Genomic DNA, 15823 nt, shown 5'->3' with positions numbered 1-15823 from the left:
AGGTGCGCCCCGGGACGGTACGGGCGCCTCATCCCCGGCGGGTGAGCGCCCGTACCACCGAGGTGCGGGCCACCTTGTCGTGCAGGCCCCGGTGGCGCCGGTCCACCAGCAGCCACAGCGCCAGCACCGGCAGGTACGCCAGCAGCAGCCCGCGGACCATGGCGGCGAGCCAGCGCGGTGGCCGGCCGTCGCGATCCACGACGCGCAGGCCGAACACCGCCATCCCCGGGGTGCGCCCGGCCAGCATCCAGAAGAACGCGCAGTAGAGAGCCAGTAGCGCCGGCAGGAACACGACAACGGACGAGACCACGAGCCCGGCCAGATCCTGGGCATCGGCGCCGACGAACAGGGCGACCAGGACGAAGACCATCGCCGACGTGCCGGTCAGCACGGTCACGACCACGGCGTCCACCAGGTACGCCGCCGACCGGCTGACCAGTCCGGCGTACTCGCTCACGGCAGGTTCTCGGGCGCCCCGCCGCGGCCCGGCCATCGCAGAGTGAGCCGATCGACTGCGGCATCGCCTGCCGCGGCTCCGGTCCGGACCCGCCCGATGGCCTCACCGACCATGGTGTCGCGTTGACCGCGGACCAGGGCCCGGATCCGGTCCGGCTCCCGTTCCAGCAGTTCCAGCACCCGGTCGAGCTGAATCTCCACCACTCTCTCGACCATCGCGGAGGTGGCGAGAGTGGTGATCGCGATGTCGAACATCCGGCTCCGCTCGGCCGCGCCGCGCTCGGCCAGCCCGGTCAGTCGCGCACGAAGACCGGCGGTCCGCAGGCCGGCCAGCGCATCACCGGCGCCTTCGGCGGTGCGGACCGCCGCGCCGATCACCACGTCACCCCATCGCTGCAGCGGGGGCACTCTCATCGTGAGCTCCCTTCCGTACGGCGCCGCAGGAAGATCTTGCGGATCTCCGTCGGCGCGATCACGAGCATCCCGGCGACCAGGCAGATGAGCCACTGCCCGAGATCCAGGCTGGTGGTGTGCAGGATCTTCTGGAACAGGCCGAACTCGGTGGCGAGCACGATCGCCACCGCCGACATCCCGGTGGTGATCAAGAATCGCCGGTCGCCGAAGGTGTCCAGGCTGAACACCGACCGGATCTCGGCACGCACGGTGAGAGAGAAGGCCAGGTTCGCGATCGAGAAGGCGGTCAGGCCCATGGTCCGGGCGGTGTCCAGGTCGTACGCGCGGTCGGCCCACCAGATCACCAGCAGGGTGATCGCGCCCATCACCAGCCCGAGGAAGCCCAGCCAGCCGAGTGCGCTCCGGCTCAGCAGCGGCTCGTCCGACCGTCGCGGCCTCTGGGTCATCACGTTCGACTCGGCCTTGCCGTAGCCGAGCCCGACGGACTGGAAGACCTGGGTGGTGAAGTTGAGCCACAGGCTCTGCAGAGGCAGGAACGGCACCCCGGCGGCGATGTTGCCGATGCTGGCCGCCAGGAAGGTGACGATCATGCCGACCAGCACGCCCATCTGGAAGAAGATGTACTTCTTCAGGTTCGCGTAGAGGGCCCGGCCCAGTTCGACGGCCTTGACGATGGTGGCGAAGTCGTCGTCGGTGAGGATCATCGCGGCGGCCTCTTTGCTGACCTCGGTGCCGGTGATCCCCATCGCGATGCCGATGTCGGCCTTCTTCAGCGCCGGAGCGTCGTTCACCCCGTCGCCGGTCATCGCGACGATGTGGCCCTTGCGTTTGAGCACCTCGACGAGGCGTACCTTGTGCTCCGGGGTGACCCGGGCGATCACTCCGATGCCGCCGATCTCCCGGTCCGCCTCCTCGTCGCTCATCGCGGCGAACTCGGTGCCGGTGATCGCCCGCCCACGGATGCCGAGCTTGCCGGCGATCGCGGCGGCGGTGACCGCGTGGTCACCGGTGATCATGCGGACCTCGATGCCGGCCGCATGGGCTTCGGTGATCGCGGCCTGCGCCTGCGGGCGCGGCGGATCGACGATCCCGACCAGGGCGAGCGGGGTCAGGCCGTCCAGCAGCGCCAGCAGATCGGCATCGGGGTCGAAGGTGGCCGGGTCGAAGTCCTTGCGGGCGGTGGCCAGCACCCGCAGCCCCTGCCGGGCGAGCCGGACGTTCTCGGCCAGGTACCGGACGGCGGTCTCGTCGTCGACCGAGGCGCGGGCGAGCATCTGGTCGGGCGCGCCCTTCACGAAGCACCGGATCACCTCGCGGTCGTCCGCGCCGGTCATCCGGTGGAAGGTGGCCATCATCTTGTACGCGGCGTCGAACGGCAGCTCGGCCACCCGCGGATAGCGTTTGCGGGTGGCTTCGGCGTCCAGTCCGCCCTTCTCGGCGAGCACCACGAGCGCGCCCTCGGTCGGGTCGCCGATCAGCTGCCCGTCGCTGACCACGGCGTCCGAGGCGAGGATCATCGGCAGCAGGAACTCCTCGAGCGGAACGTCCGGCTCGCCGGCCACCCGTTTGATCACACCGTCGGTCGAGTACCCGCCGCCGGAGATCGTGTACCGCCGCCCCGGGATGGCCATCTCGGTGGCGGTCATCTGGTTGAGCGTCAACGTGCCTGTCTTGTCCGAGTTGATCGCCGAGGTCGAGCCCAGCGTCTCGGTGGAGCGCAGCCGTTTGACGATCGCGTTCGCCCTGGCGAGCATCTGGGTGCCGAGCGACAGAATGGTGGTGACCACGGCGGGCAGGCCGGTCGGGATGGCCGAGACCGCGAACGCCACCGCGGCGGTGAACACCACGGTGAACTCGTTGCCCCGGGCCAGGTTGATGAGCACCGAGGCGAGCAGGGCGATCCCGGCGATGACCAGAATCTGATTGGTGAGCCGGCCGAGCTGGCGGGTGAGCGGCGTCTCCGCGTCCTTCTCGGTCTGCAGCATGCCGGAGATCCGGCCCACCTCGGTGTTCATACCGGTCGCGGTGACCAGCAGCTCGCCCGCGCCCCGGGTGACGTTGGTGTTCATGTAGGCCATGTCGGACCGGTCGCCCAGGTCGGTGTCGGCCGACGCCACCGCGACGATGTCCTTCGCCACCGGCAGGCTCTCCCCGGTCAGCGCCGACTCGTCGATCTCCAGGGTGGCCGCCCGCAGCAGCCGGCCGTCGGCCGGGACCACGTCACCGGCCTCGAGAAGGACCACGTCACCGGGGACGAGCCGCTCGGCCGGCACCTCGGCCAGTATGCCGTCGCGGCGTACCCGGGCCTTCACGATCATCATCTTCTGCAAGGCGTCGACGGCGGCCGCGGCCTTGCCCTCCTGGTGCAGGCCCAGCGCCGCGTTGAGCAGGGTCAGGGCGAGCAGCATGATGCCGGTCCCCCACTGCTTGAGCGGGTAGAGGCTGCCGAGGCCGGCGGCGAGCAGCACGATCTGCATCGGATCGGCGTACTGCCGGACGAAGGCACGCCACCAGGGCTCCTTCTTCGCCTCGGTGAACCGGTTCGGGCCGTACCGCTCGCGGCGCCGGTTCGCCTCGTCGGCGGCCAAGCCGTGGTGCTGATCGACCCGTTCCGCCTCGAGCGCCTCCGGGACGGAGAGCACATGGAACGCGGGCGCCGCACCGGCGTCCGCGGGGGAGGTCATGGTGGCCATCGGATGCTCCTTCTCTGTCGGGCACTGTCCAGCGCCGGCACGACGCTCCGCGCGGCCGGCTCATCCGATCCGGGCGAACGGCGTCAGCGGTACGGGCGGGGATAGGGCCGGGCGGCTGGGCGCGCCGCCACCGGCACGATCGACGTCTTGGCCGTTCCGGCGACCAGCGAACCGATCGCGACCCCGAGCACGAAGTTCAGTCCCGCGGTGTACATCCGGGAGCCGAGACTCTCGTCCGTGACGAACGGCGCCAGCATCCCCACCACCGTCGCCAGCGCGATGACCCAGCCGAAGAACCGCATCGGCCGGGGTGTGGTCAGGATCAGCACATGAACGAGGCCGGTCGCGGCCAGGGCCGAGAGCGCCGCACCGAGCGCGTACCAGCCGGTGGAGGCGTCACCCCAGACACCCTGCCCCTGGGGAGCCAGCACATCGACGCCGAACAGTCCTCGCCCCAACAGGACGCCGGCCACGGCGATCAGGGCCGCGACGGCCGCGGTGGCCGCGCCGCCGGCCCACAGCCTGCCGCCGTTCACGGTCGGGCTCGGCCGGGGGTCGCCGGGGGGGTTCATACCGGTCATGAGGTCCTCCTTCAGGACACGGACTACCGGTTCAGAGCCTCGGCCCCGGGGCCCGCGCGCCGCCTCATCCGGCGTGGATGAACCGGTCCGTCACTCGTACCGGTACTTCAGCGCGTCCGCCTCCCTCTGCTCGATGTCGGCGATCGTCAGCTCCGGCATCCGCAGCTGGGCCAGCGTCACCTCGGCCGAGGTCGGCTGGGCGTCCGCCGGCAGCCACTGCTCCGGCTTCCAAGCCGCGCCGCGCAGCAGCGCCTTGGGGCAGTGCGGGTAGACCTCCTCGATGCCGACGACCAGCGCACTGGCCGGCGGCTTGCCCACGGCGGTCAGCTGCGACAGCAGCTCGGGCCGGGTGGAGACGCAGGCCCGGCCGTTCACCCTGAGCGTCGTGGTGCGCCCCGGGATGACGAACAGCAGCCCGGTCCGTCCGGTGGCGATGACGTTCTGCAGGGTGTCCAGACGCTTGTTGCCGGTCGCGTCCGGTATCGCCACCGTGGTCGCGTCGAGGACGCTGACGAACCCGGCGGGGCCGCCGCGCGGGGTGACGTCGCAGTTGCCGTCGGCGTCCACGCTGGCGACCAGAACCAGCGACGAGCAGTGGATCAACCGCCGGGTCTCTTCGGTGAGCTCGGTCATCTGCTTGCGCACGGCCGCTTCACCGGGGAGTTCGTAGACCCGGCGCAGCGCCTCCTGGTCGGGCACGGCGTCGAGGCGCAACGAGTCGAAGGCACTGGTGGTCAGGGCTGGCGTCATGTCGCCGACCTTAGTGGACGGACCCGGCTGACGACTCGGCCGGATCACTCACTCGCCAGAACGACGGCGCCGGATACGAGATCGTCGGATATCGATACACTCGGTCATGGGTCATCGGCACGCGACGGCCCGGCTGATCACGAAGCGGAATGAAGGTGCCATGTCGGCGCATCGTGTTCTGGTAGGTCGTGTTCTGGTGGGCGGGGCCGCGATCGCGGCGCTTCTGGCTTCCGGGGTGGTGTCCGCCTCCGCCGCTCAGGTCCGGGCGGTCCCGGCCCGCACGGTCACCTTCGACTTGCAGGCCCACCGCGGCGGCCTCGGCATGACGACCGAGGGGTCGCTGCGGGGTTTCGCCAAAGCGATGCGGCTCGGCGTCAGCACCCTGGAACTGGACACGCAGGTCACCAAGGACGAGAAGGTCGTCGTCACCCACGACCGGCAGGTCAGTGCGGTGAAATGCCGCGACACGGCGCCGGTCACGGCAGGCGACCCGCTGTTCCCCTACGTCGGCGAGTACGTCAAGGACCTGACGCTGGCGCAGATCAAGACCCTGGACTGCGGCTACCAGCAGCTGCCCGGCTTCCCTGAGCAGGAGGTCGTCGCGGGAGCGCGGATGGCCGAACTCAAGGACGTCTTCGACCTGGTGCGGGCGTACGACGCCAAACATCTGACGCTCAACATCGAGACCAAGGTCGAGGCCGGCGCGCCCGAGCAGACGGCTCCCCGGCGGTTGTTCGTCCGGCGGGTGTACGACCAGGTCCGCGCCGCCCGGATCGAAAGACAGGTCACCATCCAGTCCTTCGACTGGGGCGCGCTCGCCGAAATGCACCGGCTCGCGCCGCGCTGGCCGCTGGTCGCGCTGGCCAACCACGACTTTCTGCAGATCGGCCTGCCCGGCGCCTCTCCATGGCTCGGCGGCATCGACATCGACGACTTCGGCGGTGACGTCGTCCGGGCCGCCGCAAGCATCGCGGGCGTCCGTGCGCTGTCTCCGGTTTACGGCTTCCCGCCGAACGGCAAGGTCGGCGATCCGGGTTTCCGGTTCTACGCCGACCACGCGATGGTGTCCCGGGCCCACGCCCGCGGCCTGAAGGTCATTCCGTGGACCTGCGACGATCCCGCCACCGTCGGCGCTTTGATCGATCACGGCGTCGACGGGATCATCACGAACCATCCGGACCGGGTCCGCCGGCTCATGGCCGAGCGGGGCATGCGGCTGCCACGGCCGTATCACCCACATTGACCGGGCCTTACGGCCAGCGGCGGCACCTTCGTCCTCCCGGAAGGGAGTGCCTGGCCGCTCCTACAGGCGGTGGTGGGCGGCCAGGTCGTCGGCCCAGCGCAGAAGGTTGTCGCGGATGGTGGTGAGGGCGTCCGCGGCGGCGCTCAAATCGGCTGCCACATCCGGATACCGCTCGGCGGTCACGGCGACGGTGTGCGTGGTCGAGCCCAGCGCGGTGTGCGCCTGCAGGGCCGCGGCCAGGCATTGGTTGACGACGTCTTGAGGGTCGTTCTCGGTTGTCGGCCGAGGTACAGGCCGAGGTAGAGGCTGCATCCTTCAGATCCCGGTGTCGTGCGGGTGTGGTCAGACTCGGTAGTTACTGACGGCCGCGCCGAGCCGTTGCGCCATGCCGGCGAGTTCGGCGGCGGCATGGCGGGCTTCGTCGGCGCTGGCCGTGGTGCTGTTCGCGGTGGCCGCCACGCTGTTGATGTCGGCGGCGATGCGCCCGGATCCGTGCGCGGCCTGACTGACGTTGCGGCCCATTTCGCCGGTGGTGGCGGTCTGCTGTTCGACGGCGGCGGCGATGGTGGTGGCGTAGTCGTTGATACGGCTGATCACCTCGCCGATGTCCGCGATCGCGGTGACCGCGGCGTCGGTGTCGGCCTGGATGGCGTTGATGCGCCGGCTGATGTCCTCGGTGGCGCGGGCCGTCTCCTGCGCCAGATCTTTGACCTCGCTGGCGACCACGGCGAATCCCTTGCCCGCCTCCCCCGCGCGCGCTGCCTCGATGGTCGCGTTGAGCGCGCCCTCCGCGCGGCCGGCGTCGTCGGCGAAGACGTAGTCCAGCGAGTTGATCCGCGCCCGGTTGAACGCCGATCGCAGGTCGGCCACCGCCTGCGTCTGCACCGTCTGCGCGAACACGCCCTCGCTGGCATCGGCCAGCCGGGCCATCTGCGCCAGAGCGAACAGGCCCACGGCGCCACCGAGCACTGCCACCAGCAGGACCACCACCGTGATCTTGGGGCCGATCCGGACATTGCTCAACCGGCGCCGCACCGTGGCGGTTCCAGCGGCTTCGCTTGCCGTTGCCGAACTCATGGGCCTCATCATCGAGCAGGAGATCAGGACGGAACCGGTGAATCTTTCTCTTGCGTCGATGTGAATACTTCGCCCGCGTACCGGGTACTGAGCTGACTTCGTGTGCCCGCCGCCGGCCTTCGCGACAGGCCGCCCACCTCGGTTAGGCCCGAAATCAGGTCGCGGCCGTCCGAGAAGGCGCATGCTGCCCTTGTCGACCATGGAGACCGTCTGCACACCCGCAGCGCGGTTCCCATCGGCATGCCGCCGCGATGACGGCATGCCGCGATCCGCACCTCATATCCATGTGATCTTCCGCCGACCGCCTCGAGGAAGGCACACATGCAACCGGCAGCAGAGTCAGCGCGTTGCGACAACCGGATGATCACCGACGCGCAGCAGGTTCTCGCGGTCGCTCCGCTGGCCTACGTCGCCATCGACGCCGCCGGGGACGTGGTGGCGTGGAACCGTGGCGCGCGGGACGTCTTCGGTCACCGCGGCGATGAGGTGTGCGGCAGGGACCTCGCCGACCTCATCATCCCGCCACGGTTCCGGCCGGCGCACCGCGCCGCACTCGCCAGGCTGGCCGCCGGCGGCCCCGGGACCGTGCTCGGCAAGCGCCTGAATCTCTTCGCCGTGCATGCCGACGGTCACGAGTTCCCCATCGAGATGGTGCTCGCCGCCACCAGCGAGCCGGGCGGACCGTTGTTCCACGCCTTCGCCCAGGACGTCACCATCGCGCAGCGGGTCAGCCGGTTCGCCGCGGTCGAGGCCGCGGTCGCCCGCGGTTTGATCGAAGCCGGCTCCAGCCACGCCGCCGCTGCCCGCGTGGCCGAGGCCGTCGGCGCCAACATGGGGTGGAAGGTCACCGAACTGTGGCTCGCCGACGACGACCGGCGCCTGCTGTGCTGCACCGCCCGGCACGCCGCCACAGGTCAGAGGCTCGGCGCCTTCGCGGTCGACGAGCTGGAACTCGGCGTCGGCCTGCCCGGCCGGGTCCACCAGCGAGCCGGCGCGGTCTGGATCCCGGATCTCGCCGCCGACAAAGTGTCCTTCCGCAGCCGCGCGGCCGCCACGATCGGCCTGCACGTGGCCGTCGGTGTGCCGGTCAGCGCCGCCGGCCACGCCCTCGGCGCCTTGTGTGTCTACGGCGACCACATCGAAGACCCCGAGGACACCTTGACCGCTCTGCTCGCCGGTATCGCCGCTCAGGTCGGGCAATATCTGGAGCGCCGACGATCGGAAGAACTCGCCGTGGAACTCGCCAGGACCAGAAACGAGTTTCTCGCGCTGGTCACCCACGAGATCCGCAACCCCCTGGCCGTCATCACCGCGGCCACCAGCCTCCTGGACGAGGACCTCGAAACCTTCACCGTCACCGAGCAACGCGAACAACTCCGGACCATCGCCCGCAGCGCCCAGCGGCTCAGCGTGATCGCCGAGGACCTGCTCGACCTCGCCCGTCTCGAATCCGGCAACCTCGCCCTGCAACTGGCCGACACCAACCTGACCGCGATCATTCACGAGGCGGTGCAGGCGGTCCGGCCGACAGCCGAGGACAAGAGACAGACCGTCCGGGTGGACGTTCCCGAGAACATCGAGGTGTACGCCGACCCGTACCGAATCCGGCAGGTCGCCGACAACCTGCTGTCCAACGCCGTGAAGTACACGCCCGGCGGCGGCACGATCACGGTCACTGCCGCTGTGACGCCGACGGACATCACCTGGACGGTGGCCGACGACGGCATCGGCATTCCCGCCGCCGACCGGCCCCACCTGTTCCGCCGGTTCTACCGCGCCTCGTCCGCCGTCGAACGCCGCATCCCCGGCACCGGCCTCGGCCTGGTGATCACCCGCACCATCGTCGAACGCCACCGCGGCACCATCACCCTCGACGACACCATCACCCGCGGAACCGCCTTCGTGGTCCGCCTGCCGATAGCCGCCCCACCCGCCGAGAACGGATGACGGCGACCGCGACGGGGTCATGGTCACCTTCCGGCGGGAGGTGACGTACGCCGAAAAGTGATGCCCCAGCCGCTGGGGGGCGGCTGGGGCATCACGGCATTCACCGGCTCAGTAGCCGAAGTTCTGGGTGTAGTAGGGGGAACCGTCCGCGGCGTGGACGACGCCGACGCCGACGGCCTTTGACTGGCAGTTGAGGATGTTGGTGCGGTGACCGGAGCTGTTCATCCAGCCGTCGACGACCTCGGCGGCGGTGCGGTAGCCCATGGCGATGTTCTCCGCGGAGGGCTGGGCGTAGCCGGCGGCCTTGACACGGGTGACGAAGGTGGAGCCGCCGCTGCCGGTGTGGGAGAACGTGCCGGTCTGGGCCATCCAGGCGCTGTGGCTACGGGCGGCAGCGGTGAGCTGCTCGTTGACCGTCAGGGCGGCGCAGCCGTTGCTGCTGCGCTGGACGTTGATCAGGCGGTTGATCTCGGTCTGCAGGGCCTGCTCGGTGGAGTTTCCCGGGGTGGACGTGGTCGGAGCGGGCGCCGCAGGGGCGGGCTTGGTCGGAGCAGGCGTCACCGGGACGGGCGTGGTTGGAGCGGGCTTGGCCGGAGCAGGCGTGGTCGGCTGGGCCGGGATCGGCCACGACGGGCCGCGCTTGGCCGGGCCGGGCTTCCAGGAGCCGTTCCACCACGAACCGGGCTGCGACAGGCCGTTCTTCCACGAACCGGGGTGCGACAGGCCGTTCTTCCACGAACCGGGCTGTGACGAGCCGTTATTCCACGGGCCGGGGTGCGACAGGCCGGACTCCGCCGGAACGGCCTCGGCCGGGCTCGCGATCATCGTGGTGGCGCCGATGGCGGCGACCGGAGCGAGGAGGGCGGTCACGGCGAGGCGGCGAAGAAGCTGGCGCAAGAACAGGCCCTTCCGAAGTGCGGCACCCGCTGTCCGCGGGCTCACCTCTGACTTCGGCCGGGTATCGCGCAGCGATGATCGCAGAACCGGAGCGTGATCGTCACCGAACGGTTGCCGCCGTCGGCGTGCGGCCTCCACCGCCCGGCGCAGCCGGGTTACGCCGGTCCCGGGTCGCTTGAGGACGGCTACATTGACGGGGCATGCCAGTGGATCACGTTGAGCCTGGGGCGGGTCGAAGCCGGTGAGCTTGCACTACGAATGGACGCTCTCGCTGCGCCTGCGGCCCGACGCGCCGGCGTCGTTCCTGGCTGAGCTTCGTTTCCATCTCGGTCTTGCCGACCGGCTGCCCGAAGAGCCTGAGCTGGAGATCGACTGGCCCTGCCTGGTCACCGAGCAGGACGATCCTCTGCCGGGCGGTAGCGTTCGGTCATTGGTCGCTCAGCGGCCGTACGTGAACCGGCCGGGCTCGCTCGGCCTGTTCGTGCGCACGTTCGTTCTCGACGACGCCATGTATGAACTGATGCTGGCAGTGCCGACGTGGCTGGCGCGGTGGTCGTTGACGCAGGGATGGATCGGCCAGGCGCGAGAGGAGCTGTCGTTGCGCCCGTCGTGGAACTTCTACGTGCAGGACGGCCACGCCTATGCCTCCGGCCCCGACGGCAGCGTGACACCGCTGCATGACTCCGCGCCACCCTTCACACTCGACTACACCTCCGACGCCCCATAGGTCCGCCCGGCCTGCGAGCCGGCCACGCCGTTCGAGACGTTGACGAGATGGCATGCTGGCTGCCTGCCCATGGGGGCGGGATGCGGTGCGGGATGGTGTGGTGGCAGTGTTACGAGTCCGCGGCTTCGGTCTTCCCGACGAAAGCCCGCGAGCTTTCCACGCCGGCCCCTGGCTCGCTCAGCAGGGACAGTTCATGCCGGGCTGGGGCCGTCGTCCCGAGCCGGCCGACCTGCCGGCCGTCGCAGCCGAGCAGGCCGCCCGCACCGGCTGGGCCAAAGTGGTGATCGACTGGAAGCCCGGCGACGACATCCTGCCGGTGGACGTGCTGCGCGATGCGGTCACACGCGTGCATGCGGTCGGCGGGCGCCTGGCGGTGCACTCGCAGCATGCGGCGGGTGGCGCGGTCGCCGTCGAGGCGGGGGTGACCGTGCTGGCCGGTACGGACTCGCGGCCGCACGGTGGCATCGCTCACGAGATTCGGGCTCTGGTGGCCGCCGGAAGCTTCGTCAGCGCCGATCATCCTCGGCGTATCGGTCCAGCGCAGAAGCCCACAGCCGCGAGATCAGCCGGCCCGCCGGGCCATGATGCAGCAGGAACAGCAGCGGCCGTTGCGAGATGCGGGCTCCGGTAGTGGTCCACTCCGCGTGAAGCCGGGTGCCTCCTTCGCCTTCTGACATGATCCGTACGAAACCGTCGCCCCCTCCCCCGTAGCTGCTCTCCACGACCGTCCAGCGGATCACGGCGGCGTCAGACCAGTCGTAGCGGGCGACGACCCAGAAGGGTGATCCAGGAGTCCCTTCCCGGGCGACCGCCCAGGTGTCGCCCTGCTCGCGTACCTCGTAGGTCTTCGGGTCGAGTGTGCGGTTCCATATCTGCAGCCGGCGGCCGGTGAAGTCGGTGAGGGCGCGGCGCACCTGCTCCGGTGAGGCCTTCGTGTCGACGTCGAAGCGCATTCGACAATCCGAGCACACGCACCTCAACACGTCCACAGGCGTGCACGGACAGGACCCCAGCGGGGGCGTCGGCCGTCCGGTGGGCTTCCCTCCGGGTACGGGCGCGAGTACGGTGGGCGACAGGTGTGCCGGGAAGTCTGGTCGGCGGTCATAGAACCACGTCGACCGGAAGGACCTCCCGCGATGAGCGTTCCCGCGCTGCGCGCTGTTGAACTGACGAAGCGGTATGGCCGCCTGACCGCCCTTGATCACCTGAACCTGGATGTCGAGCCGGGTGAGGTGTTCGGGTTCCTCGGCCCCAACGGCGCCGGCAAATCCACCACCATCCGGCTGCTGCTCGGCCTGGCCCGCCCCAGCGCCGGGCACGCGGAGGTGTTCGGGACCGACGCCGGGGACGTGACCCGCGCCCATGCCTCACTGGCCTACGTACCGGCCGATGTGGCGTTGTGGCCGCAGTTGACCGGGGCGGAGATCCTGCACCTGCAGGCCCGGACCGGACGGGGTACCGACACCGCCTACCGGGATGAGCTGATCGAACGGTTCGCCCTCGATCCGTCGAAACCGGCCCGTACCTACTCGACCGGCAACCGGCAGAAGGTCGCCCTGATCGCCGCGTTCGCCACCCGGGCGCCGCTGCTCGTGCTCGACGAGCCGACCAGCGGGCTGGACCCGTTGATGGAACGCGAGTTCCGTACCGCTGTCGGCTCCGCGCGCGACCGTGGCCAGACCGTCTTCCTCAGCTCCCACCAACTCGCCGAGGTCGAGGCCGTCTGCGATCGGGTCGGCATCCTGCGCGCCGGCCGCCTGGCCGAGGTCGCCACGATCGGCCGGCTGCGGGGCCTGCACCGCTGCGAGGTGACCGTCTCCTACACCGGGACCGCGCCACAGTTGTCGGCCGTTCCCGGCATCGAGGCGGTCGAATCCGCCGGCGACGGGCGGCTGCGGTTCAGTCTCGCCGGCCCGCCCGCACCGGCTCTGCTGGCTCTCGCCGCCGCCGACGTGACCGCTCTGGCCGTACGGGAACCGAGTCTTGAGGAGATCTTCCTCGACTACTACGGGACGGAGACGGCCCGATGAGCGCCACCGCCCTCTCGCCCACGGCCACCGGCCTGCCGGTTCCACCCGCACCGGGGCGGGCGGTCACCGGCCTGGCGATTCGGCAGATCCGCCGTACCGGGCCGATCGTCGCCGTTCTCGCCGCCGGGATGACCGCGCTCGTCGCGGCCACCTACGCGCGGGTGATGGCGGATCCGGCCGCCGCCGGCAGCCTGGCGGCTCTCGCCGGGAACCCTGCGATCCGCACCCTGTTCGGCACTCCGGCGGGTCTGGACACCGCGGGCGGGTTCACGGTGTGGCGGGTCGGCACCGTCACCGCCGTACTGCTGGCGGCCTGGTCGATCCTGGCCACCACCCGCATCACCCGCGGCGAGGAGGACGCCGGCCGGTGGGATGTCCTGCTGTCCGGCCGGATCGCGTTGCGCCACACCGTCGTGCGCCACCTGGCCGTCGTCATGCTCGTTCCCGCCGCCACCGGCTGCGGCATCACGGGCGTGCTGCTGGGAGCCGGCACCCCACTGACCGGCGCGCTGGTGCACGGGATCGGCACCGGGCTGCTCGGGCTGTTCTTCGCCGCCGTGGCCGCGTTCACCGCACAGGTCTTCGCCACCCGGGCCCCGGCCACCGGCTCGGCGGTCGCGGTGCTCGGGGTCTCGCTGCTGGCCCGCATGATCGGCGACGGCATCACCGAACTGGGCTGGCTGCGCTGGCTGTCGCCGTTCGGGCTCCTGGCCCTCAGCGGCCCCTACGTCCAGGACCGGGCCGTACCGCTGCTGGTTCTGCTCGCGGCCGTCGCGGTTGTCGCCGTGGCCGTACCGGCCGCAGCGGGCCGGCGGGAGGTGCGCGGCGGGCTGATCGCGGCGGCATCCGGTCGCCGTGCCCGGCTGAGGCTGCTCGGCAGCGTCGAACTGTTCGCGATCCGCCGCACGCTGCGGCCGCTGACCGGCTGGGTCCTCGGTGTCGGCGCCTACTTCCTGCTGATCGGGGTGACCACGGTCTCCGTGACGGAGTTCCTGGCCGACAACCCGGTCCTGGCGAACGAGGCCGCCCGCGCCGGATTCGCCGGGCTCGGCAGCGTCGCCGGGTTCGTGGCGACCCTGTTCGCGATCCTCGCCATGCCGGCCGGCGGGTTCGCCGCGGTGCGGATGGCGGCGTTCGTGAGCGCGGAGACCGACCGGCGGATGAGCCTGCTGGCGGCGGCGCCGGTCAGCCGTACCCGGCTGCTCGGCGTTGACCTCGCCGCGACGGCGGCGGCCGCCGCCGTCCTGGTCACCGTCGCCGGGCTGGCGACCTGGGCCGGTGTCGCGGCGATCGGCGGGGACCTCCCCTTGGTGGCGGCCCTGCACGGCGTGTGGAACATCCTGCCGATCGTGCTGCTCAGCGTGGGTGCGGCCGCTTTCGCCACCGGCTGGGCGCCCGGCTGGGTGGGTGTGGCCGGCGGGCTGCCCGCGACCGGGGGCTTCCTGTTGCTGGTGATCGCCGACAGCGTCGCCGCACCGCAGTGGCTGCGTGAGCTCTCCCCCTTCGCGCATCTCGCGCCCGTCCCCCTCACCGGCCCGGACTGGGCCGCCACGGCGGTGATGCTCGGCCTGGCCGCCCTCCTGGCCGGTGGCGGCGTGGCTGGCTATCGCCGGCGCGACCTGCGCTCCTGACCCGGACAAATCCTTCACCGACACCCGAGGAGTACGTGTGCGAAATCGTCGACCCAGCCTGGTCTTCGGCTGCCTCTGTTCCGCCCTGGCCGCATCGATCCTGGCCGTCCGTGTGCCGTACTACGCGATCGTTGCCTGCGCCGCCATCGCGGTCCTCCTGACGACGTGGATCGTCGTGCTGGCACGAGCCGGCCGGCGACCCATCGGAACCGTCATGGCGCTGTCCCGTGACGGGGTTCTGACCGCCATGCCGTCACCGAACGATGGCCCAGATCATTTTGCCGCAGCGGGTGGGGAGCACACCCCAGGCGTCGGCGGCCGCATCGACGATGCGTAATCCCAGACCGCGTGTCAGAAGCTCTCGCTCCGCTCCGTCGGTTCCGAGATGACGCACCGTCGGTATCTGGGGACTCTCGTCGCAGACCACCAGGCGGAGGCCCGCGCTGCGGCACAGTGTTCCGCGAGGAGCCGGGCCGAGTCGCGAGATCGTCACCTCGATGCGGGTGCCCGCGTGCTCGACAGCATTGGCGATCAGTTCGGACAGCAGGAGCCGGGCTCGATCGCGTAGCTGCGGCAGGCGCCACGCTCGGCATGCCTCGTCGGCGGCCCGGCGGCAGGAGACCGCGGACAATGTCGTGGGAGAGATCCCGAAATGCAGTTGATCGGTCGGCGGTCGACGGCCGGCCAGCGCGGCACGCGCGTCGGCCAGGGCGGCGAACACCGGCATACGGCGACGCGCGCTCCGTCGCGTCAGTTTGCCGGCCAGGGATGTCGCCGCAGGCAGGCATGCCGCTATCGGCACCGGTGGCCGCATCCGGTCACCTCCGGAAGCCGCGGTCAACCACAGCGACCCACTGCACGCCGCCGGATCCTTGAGGTGACGCAGGTCCAGCAGAACCCCGGCCGGATGCCCGGCCAGGCACGTATCCAGCACCGGCCTTGTCAACCGTTCCCGCCGGCGCGCCCAGCAACCGTCGACCGTCAGCTCCAGGACCGCCGTGGTCTCGTCCGCCACCACACTGCACAGCAGGTCGAACTCGGTTGCACAGGGCCGGCCCACAGCCCAGTAGCTCATGAGGCGCTCTCTGCGACTGGCGGAGAGCCTGCTATGCCAGCGGCCGGGTGCGGACACCGATGGCTGCGCCGTAGCGGGGACCCTGAATAGTGGATGCGCTCCATGGCGCACGCTCCTCAGTGATCGCAGACGGGGCGATACAACCAAGTGCCTAGCGCGCAGCGTCGGCCGTCCCAGCCGAAACTCGCACTGGAAAGCCTTGCACTCGATGTCACAAATGAGCAAGGATGGCGCGCAATTTTTGCAAATTTCTTCAACGTTGGAACCAGCTAACAAATCTGCAATTGTTTGGAAACATTCAC

At 70.4% G+C, this 15823-nt stretch carries 16 protein-coding genes; 5 read left to right on the top strand and 11 right to left on the bottom strand.

Annotated features, from left to right (window positions below; translation table 11 throughout):
- Positions 1–28 precede the first annotated feature (28 nt).
- The 5 genes from QLQ12_RS42260 to QLQ12_RS42240 form a co-directional block, all read right to left on the bottom strand.
- Positions 29–457: an RDD family protein gene (locus tag QLQ12_RS42260; protein ID WP_282766696.1), complete on the bottom strand. Its 429-nt coding sequence runs from the start codon at positions 455–457 to the stop codon at positions 29–31.
- Entirely contained in the window at positions 454–870 is a 417-nt protein-coding gene (locus QLQ12_RS42255; RefSeq protein ID WP_282766695.1) for a hypothetical protein, read from the bottom strand. The genes QLQ12_RS42260 and QLQ12_RS42255 overlap by 4 nt, the downstream gene beginning before the upstream one ends.
- Positions 867–3563, bottom strand: coding sequence for a cation-translocating P-type ATPase (locus tag QLQ12_RS42250; protein WP_282766694.1), 2697 nt, complete (start codon positions 3561–3563; stop codon positions 867–869). The genes QLQ12_RS42255 and QLQ12_RS42250 overlap by 4 nt, the downstream gene beginning before the upstream one ends.
- Before the next feature lie 83 nt (positions 3564–3646).
- Positions 3647–4144 (bottom strand): DUF6069 family protein, encoded by a 498-nt coding sequence (locus QLQ12_RS42245; protein ID WP_282766693.1) that lies wholly within the window; start codon positions 4142–4144, stop codon positions 3647–3649.
- Positions 4145–4234: 90 nt separating this feature from the next.
- A complete protein-coding gene (locus QLQ12_RS42240) occupies positions 4235–4894 on the bottom strand; it encodes an MSMEG_1061 family FMN-dependent PPOX-type flavoprotein (RefSeq protein ID WP_282766692.1) in 660 nt (219 codons plus the stop codon).
- A 160-nt stretch (positions 4895–5054) separates the two neighbouring features.
- On the opposite strand from QLQ12_RS42240, the gene QLQ12_RS42235 reads away from it, so the two are divergent.
- Positions 5055–6137: a glycerophosphodiester phosphodiesterase family protein gene (locus QLQ12_RS42235; RefSeq protein WP_282766691.1), complete on the top strand. Its 1083-nt coding sequence runs from the start codon at positions 5055–5057 to the stop codon at positions 6135–6137.
- Positions 6138–6197: 60 nt separating this feature from the next.
- On the opposite strand, the gene QLQ12_RS42230 is transcribed toward QLQ12_RS42235, so the two are convergent.
- Both QLQ12_RS42230 and QLQ12_RS46945 read right to left on the bottom strand, forming a co-directional pair.
- The gene (locus QLQ12_RS42230) at positions 6198–6449 is read right to left on the bottom strand and encodes a hypothetical protein (protein ID WP_282766690.1); all 252 of its coding nucleotides are present in this window, start codon (positions 6447–6449) and stop codon (positions 6198–6200) included.
- Positions 6450–6479: 30 nt separating this feature from the next.
- Positions 6480–7214, bottom strand: coding sequence for a methyl-accepting chemotaxis protein (locus QLQ12_RS46945; RefSeq protein ID WP_328518345.1), 735 nt, complete (start codon positions 7212–7214; stop codon positions 6480–6482).
- Between the two features lie 321 nt (positions 7215–7535).
- On the opposite strand from QLQ12_RS46945, the gene QLQ12_RS42215 reads away from it, so the two are divergent.
- On the top strand, positions 7536–9161 hold the full coding sequence (locus QLQ12_RS42215) for a sensor histidine kinase (RefSeq protein WP_282766689.1): 1626 nt from the start codon (positions 7536–7538) through the stop codon (positions 9159–9161).
- 108 nt (positions 9162–9269) lie between these two features.
- Here the strand turns inward: QLQ12_RS42215 and QLQ12_RS42210 are convergent, their stop codons facing one another.
- Positions 9270–10058 (bottom strand): CAP domain-containing protein, encoded by a 789-nt coding sequence (locus tag QLQ12_RS42210; protein WP_282766688.1) that lies wholly within the window; start codon positions 10056–10058, stop codon positions 9270–9272.
- A gap of 241 nt (positions 10059–10299) precedes the next feature.
- Here QLQ12_RS42210 and QLQ12_RS42205 point away from each other — a divergent pair, with 241 nt between their 5' ends.
- The gene (locus tag QLQ12_RS42205) at positions 10300–10785 is read left to right on the top strand and encodes a hypothetical protein (protein WP_282766687.1); all 486 of its coding nucleotides are present in this window, start codon (positions 10300–10302) and stop codon (positions 10783–10785) included.
- A 109-nt stretch (positions 10786–10894) separates the two neighbouring features.
- Here the strand turns inward: QLQ12_RS42205 and QLQ12_RS42200 are convergent, their stop codons facing one another.
- Together QLQ12_RS42200 and QLQ12_RS42195 are read right to left on the bottom strand one after the other, a co-directional pair.
- The gene (locus QLQ12_RS42200) at positions 10895–11257 is read right to left on the bottom strand and encodes a hypothetical protein (RefSeq protein ID WP_282766686.1); all 363 of its coding nucleotides are present in this window, start codon (positions 11255–11257) and stop codon (positions 10895–10897) included.
- A 34-nt stretch (positions 11258–11291) separates the two neighbouring features.
- A complete protein-coding gene (locus tag QLQ12_RS42195; RefSeq protein ID WP_282766685.1) occupies positions 11292–11738 on the bottom strand; it encodes an SRPBCC family protein in 447 nt (148 codons plus the stop codon).
- A 183-nt stretch (positions 11739–11921) separates the two neighbouring features.
- Here QLQ12_RS42195 and QLQ12_RS42190 point away from each other — a divergent pair, with 183 nt between their 5' ends.
- Positions 11922–12815, top strand: coding sequence for an ABC transporter ATP-binding protein (locus QLQ12_RS42190; RefSeq protein ID WP_282766684.1), 894 nt, complete (start codon positions 11922–11924; stop codon positions 12813–12815).
- Entirely contained in the window at positions 12812–14446 is a 1635-nt protein-coding gene (locus QLQ12_RS42185; protein ID WP_282766683.1) for a hypothetical protein, read from the top strand. The genes QLQ12_RS42190 and QLQ12_RS42185 overlap by 4 nt, the downstream gene beginning before the upstream one ends.
- A gap of 253 nt (positions 14447–14699) precedes the next feature.
- Here the strand turns inward: QLQ12_RS42185 and QLQ12_RS42180 are convergent, their stop codons facing one another.
- Positions 14700–15521, bottom strand: coding sequence for an ATP-binding protein (locus QLQ12_RS42180; protein WP_282766682.1), 822 nt, complete (start codon positions 15519–15521; stop codon positions 14700–14702).
- Positions 15522–15823: the final 302 nt, after the last annotated feature.

It is taken from the genome of Actinoplanes sandaracinus (assembly GCF_030009775.1).
Classification (GTDB): Bacteria; Actinomycetota; Actinomycetes; order Mycobacteriales; family Micromonosporaceae; genus Actinoplanes; species Actinoplanes sandaracinus.
Note: the sequence above shows the minus strand (reverse complement) of the source record. Positions and strands in the feature narration are given on the sequence as shown.